This window comes from Daejeonella sp. JGW-45, assembly GCF_029360805.1.
Lineage (GTDB): Bacteria > Bacteroidota > Bacteroidia > Sphingobacteriales > Sphingobacteriaceae > Daejeonella.
In genome coordinates, this window is record NZ_JARKNC010000003.1 from 293078 (window position 1) to 313367 (window position 20290).

Here is a 20290-nt window from a genome sequence, read left to right on the forward strand (position 1 = left end):
TATATGGGTATTAAAAACCAGCTCTAAGTGTGAGACCGATAGAAGTTGCTGAAGGAATTTGGAAGGACTCAAAACCCTGAGCGCCATTTCCGGTACCAGAAGCTAATTCAGGATCGAATGGAGCTTTCTTGTAGAAGAATAACACATTTCTGCCTACTAAAGATAGGTTTACATTTTTGAACGTGTTACCGAATTTCGGCAAAGTGTAGCCAAGAGCTAATTCTCTTAATCTGATGTTAGTAGAGCTGTAGGTATATTCAAGACCAGCCGCACCGTAATCTGCTTTAGAAGATATGTGTCCAAAGTAGGTTTGTGCGTCGACCAATCTGCCGTTCAGCATTACGCCGCCAGCATCACGTGCTTCACCACTTCTCTTAGACAAACCTTTGAAGTCAAGCCATTGCTCGGTAGATGATGATACCAGACCACCGAAACGACCGTCAACAAGGAATGATAAGTTGAAATTTTTGTACTGGAAATTATTATTCATGTTCAACAGGAAATCCGGGTTGGCATTTCCGATGAATTGATCATCAGTAGCGGACAAAACTGGAAGACCGGTAACCGGGTCGAACAACTGTTTGCCGTTTGCATCATACTGATAGGTTTTTCCGAACAGATCATGATACGAACCGTATTTACGGCCTTGCAATAATGAACTTCCCGGACGAAGAAGGAAAAGGTTGGTTAACCTGTTACCGCTGTTCAACACAAAACGATCTGTAGTTAGCAAGCTGCTTAACTCTTCGATACGGTTGGTGTTTCTTGTAAAGTTTAAGGAAGGAGTCCACCTGACTGCGCCGAACTTAGTATCATAGCTTAATGAAGCCTCAATACCTTTGTTACGGATAGTACCACCATTGATGTAGAAACTGGTAGCACCAGAACCTGTAGGGGCAGCAATAGTGAATACCTGATCTTCAGTTAAAGCATTATAGTAAGTAACGCTTAAGTTCAATTTATCTTTCAGGAACCTTAAGTCAGCACCAAACTCAATTGATTTAGAACGCTCAGGTTTAAGAGAGATAGTATCTGTACCGCTGAAGAATGGAAGAGTTGGTCTTCCTACTACGCTTTCCGAAGTATTCACCTGGTAGTTAGAGTTGGTTGCTGCCTGTCCGAAAGATAAGGAGTTACCCACTTCAGCATAACCTGCTCTTAACTTAGCATAAGAAAGGAAATTGTTAGTGCCAATCGTATTTGTCAGCACGTAAGCCAATCCGGCAGATGGATAGAAGAAGGGATCGTTCACAGTAGATGACCATTCATTTCTGGCTGTTACATCAAGGAAGAAGGTTTCTTTAAATCCAAAAGCAGCCGTACCGAATACCGCACGGTCAATCCGCTTAGTTTTTTCAGAAGTTGAAATAAAATTTCCGGTCAGTCCTTGTAAGGCAAAATAATCAGCATAGAACAAGGTGTTACCTGCACCGTCATTACCATTAAAGATCTCGTCAAACTTGGTGATGGTATTACTGAAACCAGCATTGGCTATCAGCGTTAAGTTGCTTGATAATGCTTTATTGGCGTTAAGTAACACGTCAGTGTAGAGTTCTGATCCACGGTTTACTCTCTTATTGAATGCACCGTTTGCTCCAACAGATGTCGGATCAGATGTTGCTCCAAATCTCTGCTCTTCATCAGAACCGTAGTTGTTATACGTAGTTCTCCCGGCAACATTTAACCAGTTTGTCAGATCATACTTAGCAGAACCGGTTAAGTTAGTACGCTGGTTTAAGTTATCTCTGGTGATTTTGTTAGTGATCCAGTACGGATTCTGGTTAGAGCTGTGCTCGTTAACAATGTATGGCCAGTTTTGAACATAGAATCCTCTGGAAGCATCCCATTTACCGCCACCATTAGCTTTGTATTTGTTCATATCATCGCCCATAGGGAAAAGATAAAGACCAAACATCGGGCTATTATACCAACCTGAAAAGTTCTGATTTTTAGTGTGACGATTAATGTAGTTTATACCTCCATCAACAGTAAGCTTGTTGTTAAATGCTTTAGAACTACCACGTACAGTAATGTTATTTCTGCCGTAACCATAACCCGGAACCATTGCTTTTGCAGTAGTGTTAGCATAAGAAATGTAAATACGCTGTGTTTCATTTCCGCTGGCAAGTGATACACTGTTTACATAGTTCTCTCCGGTACGAAAGAAATCTCTGATGTGAGCATCGCTTCCGTTAGAAATTTTCGGGCCCCAGCTTTGATTACCTGTAGTTGAAGCTATTCCGTTTGAACCTTGTCCATACGTTGTCTGAAGCTCAGGTAAAACAAATGGGCTGTCGAAAGTTGCTGTACTGGCAACATTCACACTGGTAGTTCCTAATTTTCCTTTTTTGGTTGTGATCAAGATCACACCATTCGCAGCTTGTGCTCCATACAAAGCTGCGGCAGATGCTCCCTGAAGAATCTGAAGGCTTTCAATGTCTTCCGGATTGTAATCCGAGAATCCACCGATAGGCACCCCATCCACAACATACAGAGGAGAGTTACTACCTGCAATAGACTTGTTACCACGTAACACGATCCTTGGGGATGAACCCGGACCGCCGCTGCCTTGAGTAACAAATACACCTGCTGCTTTACCAGCAAGAGAGTTAAGAACGTTTGCGCCTGTAACTTTGTTTAACTCTTCAGCTGAAACGTTCGTTGTACTGTAAGATAAACTTTTTGCAGACCGCTCAATACCCAAAGCTGTTACAACTACTTCACCTAATGCAGTAGCATCTTCAGCTAAGCGGATGTTAAGGGTAGTACGACCCTGAACAGGAACAGATTGGCTGGTATACCCAATGTAGGTAAAAACCAAAGTTGCCGTTGAAGGCACAGAAATTGTAAAGTTACCCTCAATGTCGGTACTGGTTCCCTGTGTTGTCCCACTCACTTTTACGCTCACCGCTGGAAGTGGTAAATTGTCAGAGTCAGTCACCTTTCCGGTAACACTGATATTCTGCGCAAACACATAGGTCTGGCAAAGCAGCAGTAATACGACTAGTTTGTAAATTTTTTTCGTCATGAACTTTTTTTTGTAAATAAATTAATTAATTGTAAAACCTCCTTTACGTATTCCCTGGAGCAGAAAAACGTGGTAATTCGGCCTCCCAAAATAAGCATTTACGTCAGACTTACCGGAATATTGGACGGTCTTTGCCGAAGCTCTTAACTCAGCCCTCAACTCCTTCCATCTAAGACATTTAGACATAAAAAAACGGGTGCTGTTCGCACCCGTAATCGTAACGTGTTTGTTATCTATGCAAATCAGGCTACAGAATCTGCCGGAAATCGAACTTGCTATCGTGATCTAAAGAGGCTATTTTTTTCCGGGTTTTACTCTCCGCCTGAAGGACAAATTGATTTTCGGTGCCCCGGAGGATCACCTGTTCAATATCGTCAAAGTTAACAAGCGGGTAGTACTGTTTTAAAACCGAAAGGTCGGGTGTATATTTTCCTACCCGGGATTTATAATCCTGCATAAGATAATAATATTTCCATGCGGTAAGCTTTAGCTGCTCGTCCTCCAGGTTCAGAAAATCCAGGCTGTTTTCAGTCTCATCAGCAAACCTTACCACCCCCCACCTTTCCGGGTAATGGAAGTTTACAATGCCGGGTACCGACCAGCAGCTATAAGCCGGTTGTACCGGCCTTCCATTCGCACCCACTCTTTTTACATAAGCGCCATCCTTAATATCAACCTCTCTCTGCACCCGGGTTACATTCATTTTCCAGGTGCTTCCCACCTTAGGCATTGAACGGTTACCACCGTAACGGAACGTCGTTAAAGGAAATGCGAGCTCGATTCCCCAGGATTTATCCTTATCTGACGGGTTATTTAATGTGCCGTCGATATAAACAGCCTTCTTCAGTCCTTTAATATCCCAGTCGGTGATGCTTGGCCCGCCATTACGCGGCGGCTTGTTTAATAAAAGATCCCAGATTGCAGCAAAAGCATTGATCTGGAACTCCATATAATTATGCGTATCTCCATCAGGATCGATAAATATTTCGAGGGCGTTATCCTGGAAAATGGATTGGTCATGCTCTTTTAGTGTAGCCCAGATGTGTTCCTCGTCAAAGCGGCAATAAACATAAAGGTTCTCATTGTCCCACAAAAGCTTGAACCGGGTGGAAGTAGCGGGCTTTTTCTCCGGCTTGCCTTCTATATCCTCAAAAGGCTCAGACCAGGCTGCCTTAGACCAGGCTGGGTCGTCGCTCTTACCATCAATGTTTATAGGCTGAGAAGTTTTAAGGACCGTATATCCCCTCGGGACGGTAAGTATCGGTGCCAGCTTTTCATCGGTTAACTGAGCAGAAACGGTCAGCGAGCTTGCCAGCAACACTGCTGCGAGTATAAGGGTATTAGAATTCATATTGATGATAAATTATTAAAAACTGCGTTCCGGCGGTATCTCCGATGATCTCTGCGTCCACTGCCAAAAAACTCTGCGCTCTCTGCGTTAAAAAAATTCCCACAACACCAGCACGAAGCGCCCCTATTTAGGCAGCAGCTTTGCGTCCCCCGTCTTCAGATATTCTTCAAATAATTTCAATAATTCAGGATCCTTTGGTCGTCCATAAATATCGCTTGACTTGTAGCGCTTCAGGTCGAATGCCTTTTTCATCCATACATCCCTGCGGCGGTCGCGGATAACATTCTTTATTACTGCTGAAACAAATTGCGGCGGAACGGCCAGTATGCCATCCTGATCGCCTATAATAAGATCGCCAGGCATAATGATGGCGTTTCCGATGCGTACAGGAACATTTATTCCCGATACAGTTGCATTGCTCAACGGACCCGGATAGGTTCCGCGGTAGAATGCCTGCATGCCGCTCTGTGCCATATTCTCTAAAAGATAAATTCCACCGTCTACTACCACGCCTGTTTCGGTTGTTTTCCAGATGTAATAGGCTAATTTATCTCCCACGTAAGTTCCGCCCTGCACTTTACCGAAAAGGTCGACCACCACCAGGTCGTTTTTCTGAAGCATGTCAATAGTGGTCTGATTACGCAAACCGGTGAAGTTATTCTTCTTAGCTTCACTCTGCATGCCGGCCACCAGATCAGGTCGTGATGGGATGAACTGCACGGTAAATGCCCGGCCATACAACTTCTTGCCCGGCTGAAGGGTTTTCCAACCAGCCTCATACTGATTAGCATACTCCCGCGGAATAGAGCCAACTGCTTCCACTACCTGGATCTGCAACTGCCGGAAAGTATCAAGCACTGCCTCTGGTATCATTGGGCGCCCACCGGGAAAACGCCCGAAAGGATTGGCAGCGGTAAAGCTTTTCATCTGGTCTTCCGTAAAATTATAGAGTTGAGCATTGGCTGGTTGGATAAAGACAGGGGCTGTAATAAGAAGAGCAAGCACAAAGCTCCTCACCTTAATTTTCAATTGATGAGTAAAAATTGATTTCATTTGTTCTGTAGTAGGGTTAGGTTTTAGGTACTAGGTGTTAGGCTTTAGGTTTTAGGTTTTAGGTCAGACCTAACGCCTAAAGCCTAAGGCCTCATTAAATTGTGAGCTTTGTTACTTTGCGAGAGTCTTTCGTTAAGAAATGAATAATTATCCATGCGATAAGATAAGTAATCCCACATATCGTGAATATTAAATTATACCCGCCCGTAAGGTTGCCCCCTGTTTTATAAACATCCAGGATAACTCCGACCAGCAGCGGAAAAAGAATTCCACCAACCGCACCTGACATGCCTGCGATCCCGACGACCGAACTCACCACCTCTTTTGGGAACATATCTGAAGCCATAGTGAACACATTCGTGGCCCAGGCCTGGTGAACTGCCACGGCAATACTGATGAGGCCTACCGCCACCCACTTATCGGTTACAAAATTAGCGATAGCGATCATGAGGATCAGCTCCAGAACGGCAACGAAAAACAAAACTCCTTTGCGGGCTCTTAACGTTGGCCAGCCTTTTTTGATCAGGGCGGATGAAAAATATCCTCCCGCAATGCTGCCTACCGTTGTAGCCGCATAAATAATCATCAACTCAGGACTTATTACCTTCAGGTTGAGGTTAAATGCTGCCGAAAAGTAAGATGGCAGCCAAATACCAAAGAACCAGAAAATAGGATCGATGAGCAGCTTTCCTGTAATTACTGCCCAGGTCTGCGGCAGTGCAAAAAGCTTAAACCATGATATTGATCTCTTGCTGTCAACGCTTCCCGCCACATCATCCTTATCGCTCTCGATATATAAAAGTTCCTCCTTGGTAAGACGCTTTTGGCGGGAAGGGATCTCATACAATACCAGCCAGAATGCCAGCCATACAAAACCTAGCGCACCAGTGATCATAAAAACACCTTTCCATCCGTAGCTTTGCATGATTACCGGCACAAGTATCAAAGCCACAACACTTCCCACCGCTGTACCGGAATTAAATATGCCGGTGGCAAGAGCCCTTTCCTTACGGGGAAACCACTCTGAAACGGCTTTGACCGCTGCCGGAAAATTCCCGGCCTCGCCAATACCCAGGGACGCCCTGGCGATGCCAAAACCCACAACGGATTTTGCGGCGGCATGAGCCATCCCCGCAACACTCCAGGCAACAACAGCAACACTATAGCCAATCTTGGTTCCTACCTTATCAATAAACTTCCCGGAAATAAGAAGCCCTATCGCATAGGCAAAGGAAAAAGCAGACATTAACGCCGCGAAGTCTGTTTCCGACCAGTTGAACTTGACTTCGAGTGTTGGCTTTAACAGGCCGATAACCTGGCGGTCGAGATAATTAATTACTGTACCTGTAAAAAGGAGGGTGACAATGATCCAGCGGTAGTTTTTAATTTTCATTTAGTTGTTGGTTGTTCCCCGATTTAATCGGGGATCTTGTTCAGTTGCGGGGGATCCCGGCTGTAAGGCAGGACGCGTCGTCTATAATTTGACTGTAATATAATTTAAACATCCGGCGCAGTTGTAATTTAATTGCATTCTTAATATCCCTGTCGACACATGCGGCTGTAGCCTCGTGTCATTGAGGAGATCCCCGACTAAATCGGGGAACAGTTTCCCTGAACTCATACCTCCCACCCATATCCCATATCCCATATCTCATAGCTCATAGCTCACACCTCTTCACAAATTCCTTAAAATGCTCTTCTAATGCTCCCCAATCCTTGTTCTCAATACTTTTCTTATCAAAAAGCTGCCCTCCAACACCAAAACCATCTGCTCCGGCCTTCTTAAATTCAGCGATATTATCCTTATTAATTCCCCCGGTAGGCATGAGTTTGATCTGGTTCAGCGGTGCTTTAACATCTTTGATATAGGCCGAACCCAGCGAAGTAGCAGGATAAACTTTCACCATCGAAGCGCCCAGCTCCCACGCATGATATATCTCCGTTGGTGTAAATGCTCCTGGAAATACCGGCACGCCCTTTTTTACGCAGGATTTGATGACTGTTTCGCTTATTATAGGTGTTACGATAAAGCCCGCCCCGGCAGATAAGGCCTCATCCAAATCCTGCCCGTTGCACACCGTTCCTGCCCCGATATTCAACTTATCGGCATAATTATCGGCCGCGTAACGAATGATCTCTTTCGCCGAACCGGTATTCATCGTAATCTCGAGCGTAGTTAAGCCAGAAGCAATGTATACCGGCAGGATCTGCCGGATATCGTCAAAACTTAATCCCCTGATTATACCGACGACGGGTACCTTATAAAATCTATCCCACGAAAACGCCTGATTGCTCATAATCTGTCTTTGCCTTAAATATGCGTACCTGACCGGCAATTGTTGCTTTGTCGATCAATTCCGGTTTAATAAATATATTATCTTCTTTTAAATTCAGAACCTCGGAAGCCACCTTATAATGATTATAAAGATGTTTGCCGCAGCAGATAACGAGGTTGTCTGCTGAGCCGGATGTAAGCTGCCGTAATTCCGTCCCGATAAGCAAACCGCTTAAATAAAAAGCGTTTTGTTCCTTGTTGAACTTCCCGAACAGCTGATTGGTACGCACTGTAAAAAGGGTGTTCAGAAGGGTTGAGGATCCTGAGGCTTCTACCCCATTCCGGAAGGCCGGCAAATTTCCCGCTTCCGACAAATCCGCGCCGGTAGTGATGGAGTCTTTGAGGATACTATGCTCTGATAAAATATTAAAGATCTCGCCTGTCATAAACGTTCTGAAGCTGCTTACGAGGCCGTCTTTCACCTCGATATGCTTTGAATGAGTTCCGGGAAATACAAACAGCGCATTTGTCCCGACAGACCCGGAAGTTTCTGCAAGATTGAGCAAGCCGATCAGCTGCGCCTCCTCACCTCTCATCACATCTGAATCGCTTTTAATTCCCGATACCACAACCAGGGGATTCCCTCTGCCGTTGAAGTCCGGAAATATTCGTGCAGAGGCCTGGCTTCCATCTGCTGCAAATGGCAGCGGAGCATATGGGATCTCCTCCATCCCAATGGAAGACGATGCCATCCCTGATACCAGCACAGGTATATCAGAAAGATTGATCGATGAGGCAAGCGACAATTGCTCAATGGCCCCTTTCAGCTTTGCCGCATAGAAATTAAAGCGATCCGGTGATCCGGCTGCCTGCCAGGATTTGAAGGTGCCGGCTACTCCTTCGGCCGACTGATGTTCGGCGATAACACTGTAGTCGGACGCATCAACTAAACGCAACCTGAACGAACTCGTTCCCCAATCGCAGCAAAGAATATGATTAATAAGATTCATTTTTTTATTATTGAACGGGAATAGGAAATAGGGAATAGGGAATGGATCTAAACACAGTGTTACCTATTTACTATTTACTATTTCCCATTTACTATTTCCCATTTACTATTTCCCACTTCCCATTCTACTTATTAACTCTTCCCTTAAACACATTCTCCTCAAACCCTTTAAGAATATCCTCCTCATTAAACCTGAAATACAAAATATCCTTCGCCCCTGTCCGGTCGCGGTCAAACACGACGTGAATGCTGCCATCCGGCGTTTGATCTGCATCGGGATAAGAGACATTTTCCCGCGCATCGAGAAGCAACTGGTATGGCCAGGTTTTGCCACCGTCTTTAGATAGAGAAGCTGTCATGTTATTCCTGGTTGTACTGTTGTTGGACACCAGCAGCAAATTCCCTGAAGCCAGTTTACCGATATAAAATCGGCTCGATGTAGTTGGCCCCGCAGCAGTAAAAGGCACGGGGTCTGACCATGTCTTCCCGTAATCCTCACTATTTGCCGAATAGATCCCTTTAGTTGTTCTCAGCAGGGCAAGAAACCTTCCTTCAGGCGATATTTCCACTAGCTGCGGCTCATCATGGATGCGTAATGAATCAGGGAGTACAATGGATGAGTATGAGTTCAGTCCCTGTTTACCGGCAGCCAGAACAAAAGCCCCGCTAGCCGGATAGCTGACGTTTCCGCCCTTCTGCTCAGGCGCCTTGTCTATATATACAGGCAATAAGGTGATCTTTTTTGATTCCAGGTATACCGGCTTATTACTCATAACGCCGTCGGTAAGCCTCTTAGCATTACTGTGTTCTACCTTTGTCCCCTTCATCACAAGATCGACAGAATTAACGCCGCCAAATCCGTCCCACAACAGGCTATCCTTAGCGGAACCGTAGTACAGGCGAACCTGGCCTTCATTGTCACGCCATAATGCCGGATCAAATATCCGCGTCGAAGGAGTTTTGGGATAGACGATCAGCTGATCGTTTACCCAGCTTTTGCCATTGTCTGAACTGGTGGAAACAGTAACGAAATTTCCGGGTCCGGGAGCCGCACCACCGGAATACCAGGCGACATAAATAACTTTCCCGTCAGCACTGGCAGCGATAGCTGGCACCTGTTCAAATTTTCGTTGGACGATCAGCGAATCAGGTATGTCCGATGTTAAAAACAGCGCAGGCCCATTGTCAGCTACAGAATCCTGAGACGATTGTAAATTTGAGCCTGAGTTACATCCTATCGACAGAGCGATCATTCCCGGCAGGAATAATGAGAATCTAAATTTAAAGATCGAGTTTTTCAAATTGAGTGCATTTAATGATTTGATATATTGTCTGCTACGTCTTTTAATTAAGTTTTTCGACTTCAACAAACAAGGGCCCTGAATTAATGCCGGCTGAAGTTAAAAAAATTTCAAGCTTTCCATTGCCTTCCTTAAAATTAACCCTGTCGACCACGGTTTCTGACATGCCTGTTGTTATTTCCTTTTTAACATCCTCGCCATTATACCGGATATACAGCGTTGTGCCAGGGACGGCTTTTTGATGAGTTACCGAAATTTTGTAAGCCCCGGGCTGACTTGTCACATACCAGTAACCTAATTTGTTTCCCTGTTTATATGCCCCCGGGCCACCCCAGTCAAACCTTGAAAGATGCACCACCGGTTGAAATTGTGTTCCCATATGTATCTTTTGCGGTGGATCCGGCCCCCGGTCTGTCATCACCTGATCAAACCATCGCTCATATTTAGCCAGCAGCGATGCCACGATCTCCGGATTTTGTTTTGCTATATTAGATATCTCACTAGGATCGTTCTCAATATCATACAATTCCAACACGGCGATTGCCCTGTTTTGCTCAGCCGGCGTTAAAGGACTGATAGGTCCGTACGGATTGTCGTGCGGAGAAAGCAGCTTATATTTTTGAGAACGAACGGCAAAATGGATATACTTAACCGGATCGGGGCCGGTATGGCCTTGCAGAAATATCTCGCGGGCCGGCAAACGATCCGTTTGGCCCGTAAGAAGTGGCATAAGTGAAATCCCGTCAATTTTCAGTTTCGCCGGCAATTTTGCTTGAACTGCGTCGATCAGAGTAGGCAGAACATCGATATGAGCAGATAAGTTATCTATTTTCTTATTTTCTTTGAACTTACCCGGCCAGCGGATGAAAAAAGGTACGCGTATCCCATTTTCATAGACGCTTGTTTTCGTTCCCCGCAAATTCATGACATAACGGTCAGGGTAAAGATCATTTTTAGATCGCTTCGTTCTGGGGCCATTATCAGACATAAAAATAACGATGGTATTATCCGCAATTCCCAGATCGGTCAAAGCTCTCATCAAACGACCGAAATTATAGTCGACGTTGGCAATCATGCCAAAGGTTCGCGCATTCAGCTCGTGCTCGCCAAGCTTCCGGTAGGGATCTGCCCGTTCTTTATCAACATCAAGAGGAAAATGCGGAAGGTTCGTTGCCAGGTAGGCGAAGAATGGTTTATTATTTTTTTCAGACATGAATTCCAATGCCGCATTGGTGAAAATGTCGTCGCAATAGCCTTTATATTTTTCAGATACATTGTTGTGCTCAAGAACCGGATCATAGTAAGAATTTCCCGCCGGACCGGCACCCTGACCAATACCACCGCCTTTATGCACCAGGGATTCCTGAAATCCCTTATCTGTTGGCCTCATCGGATAATTGTCGCCAAGATGCCATTTACCAAAAATACCCGTGCGATAACCTTCATTTGCAAGGATCTGAGCAATGGTAACCTCGCTGGCTTTCATCAGGTGATCAGACTCAGTTACTCCAACTACTCCTGTTCTGTAGCTGTCACGTCCGGTTAAAAGACTGGCCCGCGTGGGTGAACAGTTGAAGTTTACTATAAACTGCCTAAGTTGGGTACTTTCCCGGGCGAATTTATCAATATTCGGTGTTTTTAAAACAGGATTGCCATTTATCCCCAGATCGCCTATGCCCTGGTCATCAGTCATTACGAGAAGAATGTTGGGGCGCTGCTGGGCAAAGGAAAAACTCCCCTGCATGGCAAATGCAAAAAGGACACCCATACATAAACTTAAGCCCTTGACTTTCAATTTTAACGACTCAGTTGATAAATAATCAGTCTTTATTTTGCTACCGGCGTTCCCGCAATCGCATTCAGGTCATACACGATCCGGCCGCCCTTAATGGTTATTTCACATTCAAACTTCTGTGTTCCGCCCTGCCTGTTTCCGGCAATGTCCCGGAACCCGAATTTACCCTGGCGCATACTCAGTATAGCAATGTCTGCGATCCCTCCAGCGGAGAGATTACCTAGTTCCTCGCGCTTAATAGCCTGGGCAGATCCCCAGGTCGCTGCCTTGATGATGTCCTGAATATTCATTCCCATTGCCAGGAATATAGACATCATATTCAGTTCGTCTTTCATGGAACCTACAATGCTTGAAGTATGCAGGTCAGTACCCATTGTATTAGGATAGAAGCCAGCCTTTATAGCGGGTATTGCCTGGCGGAAATCGAAGCTGCCGCTCCCAAAACCCACGTCGAATACTATCCCTCTTTTTTGGGCATCTAACACAAAGGGCTTGAGCTTCCGGGTTTCAAAATCGACCACAGGGTCCCTTCTGGCCAGTTCAGTGTAAACATGCGTGTAGATATCGCCCGGACGGAGATATTTAGTAAACAACTCTTCGATAGACAGCCTGCCGCCGCCAAAATCTATCATCACAGGCATGTTTGCCTTTCTGCCCGCTTCTGTTATCCTCTGAATCGGTGTCCAGTCGGGAGCGGTAAAATGCGCCAGTTTAAAGCCCACTACATGTTCTTTATATGCTAAGGCCGTATCTACCGCACGCTGAACGTCCATATCATTCAAATTCTGTTCATATGCGCCGCCCCTCATCCCTTCTCCAACGATGTTAAGCAGCGATAATACGCGGGTTTGCGAAAGATCGATGATATTTTTCTTAAAGAGGGCGAACGATTTATAGCCGGCGCCGCCGGCATCAACAACCGTTGTGACGCCGGCTTTAAACGTATGACCGTCCGGCACTACAGCTACAGAACCATTGCTTAAATAATTTTCGCGATGAGGACCGTAAAATACGTGCGCATGTACGTCTATCAGGCCCGGTGTTACATACATTCCCTTTGCATGGACTACTTGTACGGCCATTGCTGTATCGATGTTTTTGGCAATCAGGGCGATCCTGGCTTCCTGTGCCGGCAGACCATTCCCAGCCGTTGTGGCCGGCTCAATAGCAACATCCATTAACCCGTTGATGTTGTTTTTAGGATCAATAACATGACCGCCTTTTATAACAATGCTATAGGGACGCTGCGCCTGTGAATTTAGCGCAGTAATCGCGAGTATGGTTAGCAGGAGAATTAGTTTTTTCACACAAAAAAGTTTAATGTAGTATATTATAGTTATACGTTTTGTTACCAGCGAAACTGGCCCGGAAGGGTGATCGCATGTGTGTGTTTTGTTACATGCGACCACCTTCGGGGTCGGGTTTCGGACTATAAAGATGTTCTATAAACATTTGACCCGTTCCGGGTCATTGCAATGTATAATCCAGGGTATTGCATTGTATAATTCGGGACCTTGCATTGTATAATCCGGGACCTTGCATTATATAATCCAGGTCATTGCATTACATAATCCGGGGCATCGCATTGTATAATCCGGGACATTGCATGTATAATCCGGGACATTGCATTATATAATCCGGGACATTGCATTATATAATCCAGGGCATTGCATTACATAATCCGGGGTATTGCATTGTATAATCCAAGTCATTGCATTACATAATCCGCGCCGTCGCATTATAAGTCGTCGCATTATAATAAGATGCGGGTACACGGAAACCCTGCCCTCCTGCTAACCCCATCACCTGTTAACTCACCGCCGCTTTAGTCAATTCTTCCTGCAAGCGTCTTGCGACGATCTTTTCCTCTCCCGGTTTAAGCATAAATACCGTAATATCAATCCCATCACGGCCACCCATGGTCTCGATCGAAGGGCTTCCGTCCTGCAATCTCTTCTGGATCTCCCTTGGCGTTGCCTTTACTTTGGTCTGGTCCCAGGACACTGTAATTTTGGGAGTGTGGTTAGCCACCGGCGGCACTTCTACTTTAGTGCTTACACCATCGACTTTCTTTGCCGAGTTTGTAATAAGGGCAACCCTGTCCTCCCACATTTTCCACTCCTTGTCATGATCCTGGTTAATATATTTCTCAATAGCTACATACATACCCAGGATCTCTTCCTTGTTAACTTTCATTCCGCGGCCAATATTACCGCCGCTTGGCGGTGCACTTAAACGCGCGGCTGCGATAAGATCTTTACGCCCCATCAGTATACCGGCACTTTGCGGACCGGCCATTGCTTTACCGCCCGATACGCATACCAGGTCGAAACCTATCTGGTTGTATTTCCAGAGATTTTCAACAGGCGGGACATCAGCTGCCATATCGATCATCGTCGGAATGTTGTGCTTTTTGCCTATAGCTACCCACTCTTCGTGTTTGATCTTGCCCAGGGGTCCGCTTGAATTTAAAAACCACATCATAGCGGTTTTGCTGTTAATAGCTTTTTCCAGTTCTTCAGCCGTTTCTATCTCAACCGGCTTAATACCTGTATTGGTGAGCGCATGAACGTAGCCTACATTATGAGTCTTCTGAACGATCACCTCTGTTTTTTCGAAGGTAGAGAGGTCAGGAAGCAAAGCTACTTTCTTACGGTCCATGCGGGTTAACACACCTGCGGTACCCAACACCAATGCCGACCAGCATCCCGCGGTAACCATCGCTGCTTCCGCCTTACACATGGCAGCGATCTTCTCACCAACTTTGTCCTGAACTTCATTGATCATAACGAAGTGCTTAGCCGATTCATTGATAGTATCGACTACCTCATCATGCATTAAAGATGCTGTCATCGTAGTATAAGTACCCGCAGCATTAATAAAAGTCCTCAGACCTAATTCCTTAATGACATCACGTTTAGCCAATGCCGGAGCCGCTGCAGCTGCTTCTGCAATACCTGGAATACCTGTTCCAACAGCGGCGCCTGCAAGCGGAGCTACTGAAAGGTATTTAATTAAATCTCTGCGTTTCATATATTATTTTTTGATTTCTTTTTATTTAAAATGATAAGAGGAGATTAAATTTAATCTCCCCTTATCATATAGCTAATATATAAATAGGCTACCTATAATCCTATAAACACGGGGTTTATAACATATTAGTTACTATTAATTTGTATTACTTTGACCTGTACCCGGGCCAACATCCCACCACATTCTGCCCTGAAGAAGATCTACGGTTTCTTCCGAGAAGTTCTGACGCTTAATAGCTTCGAAATAGTTGGTCTCATTAGTGTTTCTCTCAGATAGCGGTAAAGAGAATCTTCTCCACATTTTTCCTGCAGTTACATTACCCGGATATGATACTTTCTGACCGGCAGTGTTAGTCCAGTTTGCATAATTGAACACTGGGAACTTAGTACGTCTCCAGTTTGACCAGATTTCATAATCATCGCCAAGCATTGAAACCCATTTTTGAGTAGAGATCTGCTCAAGCTGCTGTGTAAAAGTCCCGGCGACCAGGTATGGATTAGCTGCCAGGTACGCATCAACAGCGGCTGTTGATATATTTCCGTTATGAACACCAACGGTCGGCCATAATGCCCACTGAGCCATAGCCGCGCGCACACCATTAGCATAGGCTGCGCTGGCGGTTGTACCTACATTCCAGCCCCTGGCAGCACCTTCGGCTAAGATCAGCCATGCCTCAGCAGGACCCATTGTAATGATGGGTGAGCCCCGGTCGATATAGAGTAATGAAGGCTCAGAATAGGTGTCAAAATCTGTTGGCTTCGTATTGATGCTTCCATTTACCATACCGCGCTGTACTGCAGGCGTGTTATTTGCTGTGTACCCACCGGCACCATTAGGCTCCCATACGACAGAGATCACAGGTAAACGAGGATCATTGGTCGCTTTAAGATGATCAATGAATTTTGCAGCCCATTTGCTGCCTTCTACGTTATCACCACCCGGACTTGTAAAGTCTCCGTTTATATAGGTAACTACCCTGGGATTCATCTGACCGCTCACATTTGCATATTTGATATAAGCAATATCAGAATTTGAGGTCATTACACCTCCGGCTGCCGCTTTTTCTACCCAGGTTTTTGCCGTAGCAGGTTCCACATCCGACATCCGCATTCCCAACCGCGCCATCAGGGTATAACCAAACTTCTTCCATTTGGCAACATCTCCTTTAAAATATGGATCCGCATTTCCAAACACGTTTGGTTTGGCAGGATCCATTGATTTTAACGCAGCTTCAAGCTCGGTCAACATTGCCATATAGATGCTTTTTTGAGTATCATATTTAGGCTTCAGATTATCATCACCTTTCATAGCTTCAGAATATGGCATATCACCCAAAGCATCTGTTTCCTGGTGAAATGCCAGGATCCTGATTATTTCCAATGCTGCACGCTTATTTACATTCTCGGCGCCGGGTATTTGACTTTGAATCTGCAAGATCCGGTTCCAGCTGACAGGGATAGTATTATTAGTACTGTTGCTGGTCGGCCCAGTGCCATTATAGATGTTAAAATTCCCATTTGTACCACCAAAATTGTAGAATTTATCGCCGGTTGCCGGTACTTCTTTGTAGGATGAAAAATATTGGAGGCCCTGACCAAGTGGTCTGTAATTCTCCCCTGGCTGACTTCCAAGTACCGCCGCTGTGAACGCATATTCAGGAACGATATATTCGATCGCATCCGGATTTTTATTCAGATCGGTGAGAGCTTCTGTATCGCAAGATGGCATTACGGAAGCAATAAGAACAGCGCCCGCCGCGTATATCATTTTATAAAATGTCTTTTTCATGTTCTTAAATTTAATATTAGAATCTTAAATTTACGTTAAAACCAATGTTCCTGGTCCTTGGCATTGCAACCCCCTGGCTTCCCTGACCGTTCCCTACAGTTTCCTGCATTTCAGGATCGATACCGGCTTCTTTAATTGCTTTATCCTGGTAAAGAATAGCCAGGTTCAAGCCTGTAATACCAATGGAAGCCTGCTGAACTTTCATAAATTTCAGTGCATTCGCAGGAAGATTGTATTTCAATACTGCGCGGCGCAGTTTCACGAAATCGGTCTTATAAACAAACTGGCCCGGATAAACACTGCCAAAATTGTTATAATATGTGTCAAGCGTTGCCACATCCCAAAGTTTAGTGAATGGCGCACCTGTCTGATCCACTCCGCTCACAGTTAAACCATTTTCCCTTCCAGGCAAAGTTACCGGAGTGTGTCCGAACCTGGTTGCGTACTGTATCAGGTTACTATAGCCAACCGCGCCAAATTTCGAATCGATATCTATAGTAAGTGAAAAACGCTTGTAGCGGAAATTGTTCCCTAATCCCATTAAGTAGGGAGGGTTTCCAACGCCTATGTCCGCTAATACCCTGTCCTCATAACCGGTTGCCTTATTGTAAACAAGCTGGCCGCTGTCGTTTCTTCTCATCACGTAAGCGCGTATGGTTGAGTAAGGAAGTCCTACTGCATTGATCAGCTGAGGTCCTCCAATGGCATTTCCAAGATTAAGAAAATCAATTCCTTCTGCAAGCTCAACGATCTTGCTCTGATTGTAACCAAAGTTGTAATTCACATCCCAGCTAAAGTTTTCTTTCTTCACCGGTGTGCCGGTTAAACTTATCTCCCAACCCTTGTTAGTGATCAGACCAAGGTTCCGGCGTCCGGCAGAATAGCCTGTAGCCTGTGAAATTGGCGGTGAAAGAATGTCATTACGTGTCCTTCTTGAATAATAGTTAACATCCAAACCAAGACGGCTGTCAAGCATCTGAACCTCGAATCCGCCTTCCACTGTCGCCACGGTAACGGGACGGATATTTGGATTTTGCAAGGTATTAGGATTACTTAACGTAGGAAGACCGTAGGCGTTTACTGTACTTATTTCATAAGTCTGATTAATACTTCCGGCATTCACAGTCGCGCTGCCTACTTCAGCCCATGACGAACGAAGTTTTGCGTAGTTCAGGAACTTCGGCATCTTAACCACATCAGATAAAATGAAACTGGCCCCAACTGATGGATAAAAGATTGAGTTAAATCCAGGGTTCAATACAGAGAACCAGTCCTGCCTTCCGGTTACAGTCAGGTAGAAAATATTTTTATAATCGATGTTGGCTTCGCCAAACAAAGAGTTTGTTCCGCTTTTACTGCGTTCTATATTTACCAGGTCCCGGTTTATTAAATTAGACAGGGCATAAAAATCAGGAACAACCCATTGACTGCCATTGGCTTCACTTTCCCTGTTAGAATATCTTTCACGCTGAGCACCAACTAATAAATTAAGTCCGACTTTATCAGCCAGGAATCTTTGATTGTAATTTGCAATAGCTTGAAAATTCGTCAGGTTCGAGTTCTCCTGGTTTGAGTCGTAATAGCCGAGAGGTGTGAACGCATTTGTTTTCGGCACATAGAACTGATCGTTATAGTCACTAAAGTCTCTGGCTGCTGTTCCTTTAATAAACAAATTAGGAAGAAGATTAAACTGAACACTGGCTCTTCCAATTACACGCTGACGAGTATCTTCGTTACCCATTTGGTAGGCTGCATAATACGGGTTAACCGCTGCAGGTACGGGATTCCACTCAAGCTCCCTTCCGGTAGCAGGATTTATTCCCGGCCTGGCAGGATCACCCTTCATATTCCTCACATCAACATTGTTTGCTGCCAGGTACACCGGCCAGGCTGCGTTAATTTCCGCATATCCGACATTAGGCCTGTTTTTACCTTCAACCAGGTTGTACTGAAGACTGGATTCTACTGTAATAAAATCGTTTTTACCCATTTTACCGGTCACGTTTAAGTTCGCAGTTTTACGGTTGTACTCAGAATTCGGCTGCTGGTCTTTGGCACGAAGATCGCTTACTGATAACCTCATTCTTAAATTCTGATTACCGGCGTTCAATGCTACAGTGTTTGTGAAGTTCTGACTCGTCTGGTAAAAGTTTTTGATATTGTCTTTGACATTGAACGCAGAATATGGACGCATAACACCATCGAACTGCATCACCATCGAACCGTCAAGTTTAGCACCATAAGACAGACGTCCGGAGCTTAAAGCGGCTGCAGCGGTAGCTGGTTTTACGCCGTCATTACCCTGACCGTATTCGTACTGGAAATTAGGGAATATATAAGGTGTACCAAAGTTGGCATCTGATGTAAATTCAATTCCAACACCCTTCTGAACCGATCCCTTTTTAGTAGTGATCAGGATAACACCGTTTGCGGCCTGGCTTCCGTAAAGAGCCGCAGCAGCACCACCCTTCAATACAGAGATGGTTGCAATATCATCCGGGTTCATACTAGAGATCCCATCACCACGGTCAACATTCAACCCGCTGGAGCTTGTTACCGGCCCCCGGTTATCGTTATTTATCGGCATACCATCCACTACATATAGCGGTTGCTGATTTCCGTTCAATGATGTGTTACCACGAATGATCACGCGGCTGGAACCACCAACTCCGGAATTCGCCTGCGTTGCGTCAACCCCGGCAATCTTACCCGTTAGCGCATTAGCAACGTTATTCTGGCGGGCTTCAGTGAATTCGTCACCTCTTACTTCCTGCACCGCATACCCCAGACCTCTTTTTGCTTTAGTCACACCAAGCGCCGTTACAACAACTTCGCTCAAAGCCTGGCGGTCTTCAAGAAGAGTAACATTCACACTGGTCCTTCCGTTCACTGCAACCTCCTGGGTTACATAACCCACATAAGTAAATACAAGAACAGCATTAGCGGGTGCGTCTAATGTAAAATTACCCTGAACGTCTGTCGAAGCACCTACCTGAGAGCCTTTTACCCGCACACTCACGCCGATCAGCGCTTGCCCTGTAGCATCGATCACTTTACCCCTGATGTCGATCTTTTCGGCCTGAATAGTGTAGCTTGATACAGCACCAAGCGTCTTCCCGGCTGACATAGCCGCGTCGCGTTCCCCCGGAACGATAGAAAACTTAGACACGCCTTCCAGGAAACGCTCATCCTTCCTTTTCAGAATGATGGTATTTTCAGTGATCGAATAAGTCAGCGGCTGATTTTTGAAAACTTCGGCCAGGACATCCTTCAACGCCGTATTTCTTGTTTTTAAAGTAACCGGAACTGTATTTCGTAATAAGCGGGTATTGTACAGGAAATCGTAACCGGTCTGCTTCCTTATTTCAGTAAAAACCTTATCAAGATTAGAATTTGTTTCATTTAACGTCACATTTTGAGAGAAGCCTTTAGCACTTACCTGCATCAAAGCCACTAATATTAAAATGGTAGTTAGCTTCATGATTCTTAGTATTTGAGTTGAGAGCGAATTGAGCCTCAGTTCAGGAAAATTCCTCCTATGCGTGCAGGAACCACCACACTCAGGGTGTAAAACATTTTTCATACTTTTACATTTTTAAAATTGTTTGTTTAATTAATAAAACTTCGCGTCCGCGTGGTTTAGGATTGACAATCAAA

12 protein-coding genes are annotated in these 20290 nt (G+C 45.1%); all 12 read right to left on the reverse strand.

Annotated features, from left to right (window positions below; translation table 11 throughout):
* Positions 1-10: 10 nt before the first annotated feature.
* Positions 11-3028: a SusC/RagA family TonB-linked outer membrane protein gene (locus P2W76_RS06790; protein WP_276346896.1), complete on the reverse strand. Its 3018-nt coding sequence runs from the start codon at positions 3026-3028 to the stop codon at positions 11-13.
* 247 nt (positions 3029-3275) lie between these two features.
* Positions 3276-4379 (reverse strand): carbohydrate-binding family 9-like protein, encoded by a 1104-nt coding sequence (locus P2W76_RS06795; protein WP_276346897.1) that lies wholly within the window; start codon positions 4377-4379, stop codon positions 3276-3278.
* A gap of 123 nt (positions 4380-4502) precedes the next feature.
* Positions 4503-5432 carry a hypothetical protein gene (locus P2W76_RS06800; protein WP_276346898.1) on the reverse strand — a complete coding sequence of 310 codons (930 nt, stop codon included), beginning with the start codon at positions 5430-5432 and terminating at the stop codon, positions 4503-4505.
* A gap of 94 nt (positions 5433-5526) precedes the next feature.
* Complete coding sequence (locus P2W76_RS06805) at positions 5527-6825, reverse strand: MFS transporter (RefSeq protein ID WP_276346899.1); 1299 nt, start codon at positions 6823-6825, stop codon at positions 5527-5529.
* Positions 6826-7090: 265 nt separating this feature from the next.
* Positions 7091-7729 carry a bifunctional 4-hydroxy-2-oxoglutarate aldolase/2-dehydro-3-deoxy-phosphogluconate aldolase gene (locus tag P2W76_RS06810; RefSeq protein ID WP_276346901.1) on the reverse strand — a complete coding sequence of 213 codons (639 nt, stop codon included), beginning with the start codon at positions 7727-7729 and terminating at the stop codon, positions 7091-7093.
* Complete coding sequence (locus P2W76_RS06815; protein ID WP_276346902.1) at positions 7701-8717, reverse strand: 2-dehydro-3-deoxygalactonokinase; 1017 nt, start codon at positions 8715-8717, stop codon at positions 7701-7703. The genes P2W76_RS06810 and P2W76_RS06815 overlap by 29 nt, the downstream gene beginning before the upstream one ends.
* A gap of 124 nt (positions 8718-8841) precedes the next feature.
* Complete coding sequence (locus tag P2W76_RS06820) at positions 8842-10017, reverse strand: sialidase family protein (RefSeq protein WP_276346903.1); 1176 nt, start codon at positions 10015-10017, stop codon at positions 8842-8844.
* A gap of 43 nt (positions 10018-10060) precedes the next feature.
* Positions 10061-11785 (reverse strand): arylsulfatase, encoded by a 1725-nt coding sequence (locus tag P2W76_RS06825; RefSeq protein WP_276346904.1) that lies wholly within the window; start codon positions 11783-11785, stop codon positions 10061-10063.
* Positions 11786-11844: 59 nt separating this feature from the next.
* Entirely contained in the window at positions 11845-13119 is a 1275-nt protein-coding gene (locus P2W76_RS06830) for an amidohydrolase/deacetylase family metallohydrolase (protein WP_276346906.1), read from the reverse strand.
* A 502-nt stretch (positions 13120-13621) separates the two neighbouring features.
* On the reverse strand, positions 13622-14845 hold the full coding sequence (locus P2W76_RS06835; protein ID WP_276346907.1) for an aminotransferase class V-fold PLP-dependent enzyme: 1224 nt from the start codon (positions 14843-14845) through the stop codon (positions 13622-13624).
* A gap of 135 nt (positions 14846-14980) precedes the next feature.
* Positions 14981-16633 (reverse strand): SusD/RagB family nutrient-binding outer membrane lipoprotein, encoded by a 1653-nt coding sequence (locus P2W76_RS06840; RefSeq protein WP_276346908.1) that lies wholly within the window; start codon positions 16631-16633, stop codon positions 14981-14983.
* 16 nt (positions 16634-16649) lie between these two features.
* Positions 16650-20114: a SusC/RagA family TonB-linked outer membrane protein gene (locus tag P2W76_RS06845; protein WP_276346910.1), complete on the reverse strand. Its 3465-nt coding sequence runs from the start codon at positions 20112-20114 to the stop codon at positions 16650-16652.
* Positions 20115-20290: the final 176 nt, after the last annotated feature.

Bases quoted from the DNA above. Each gene is read 5' to 3' on its own strand.
- P2W76_RS06790 (WP_276346896.1), bottom strand. From the start codon at position 3,028: ATGACGAAAAAAATTTACAAACTAGTCGTATTACTGCTGCTTTGCCAG.
- P2W76_RS06795 (WP_276346897.1), bottom strand. From the start codon at position 4,379: ATGAATTCTAATACCCTTATACTCGCAGCAGTGTTGCTGGCAAGCTCG.
- P2W76_RS06840 (WP_276346908.1), bottom strand. From the start codon at position 16,633: ATGAAAAAGACATTTTATAAAATGATATACGCGGCGGGCGCTGTTCTT.
- P2W76_RS06800 (WP_276346898.1), bottom strand. From the start codon at position 5,432: ATGAAATCAATTTTTACTCATCAATTGAAAATTAAGGTGAGGAGCTTT.
- P2W76_RS06845 (WP_276346910.1), bottom strand. From the start codon at position 20,114: ATGAAGCTAACTACCATTTTAATATTAGTGGCTTTGATGCAGGTAAGT.
- P2W76_RS06805 (WP_276346899.1), bottom strand. From the start codon at position 6,825: ATGAAAATTAAAAACTACCGCTGGATCATTGTCACCCTCCTTTTTACA.
- P2W76_RS06815 (WP_276346902.1), bottom strand. From the start codon at position 8,717: ATGAATCTTATTAATCATATTCTTTGCTGCGATTGGGGAACGAGTTCG.
- P2W76_RS06835 (WP_276346907.1), bottom strand. From the start codon at position 14,845: ATGAAACGCAGAGATTTAATTAAATACCTTTCAGTAGCTCCGCTTGCA.
- P2W76_RS06825 (WP_276346904.1), bottom strand. From the start codon at position 11,785: ATGGGTGTCCTTTTTGCATTTGCCATGCAGGGGAGTTTTTCCTTTGCC.
- P2W76_RS06810 (WP_276346901.1), bottom strand. From the start codon at position 7,729: ATGAGCAATCAGGCGTTTTCGTGGGATAGATTTTATAAGGTACCCGTC.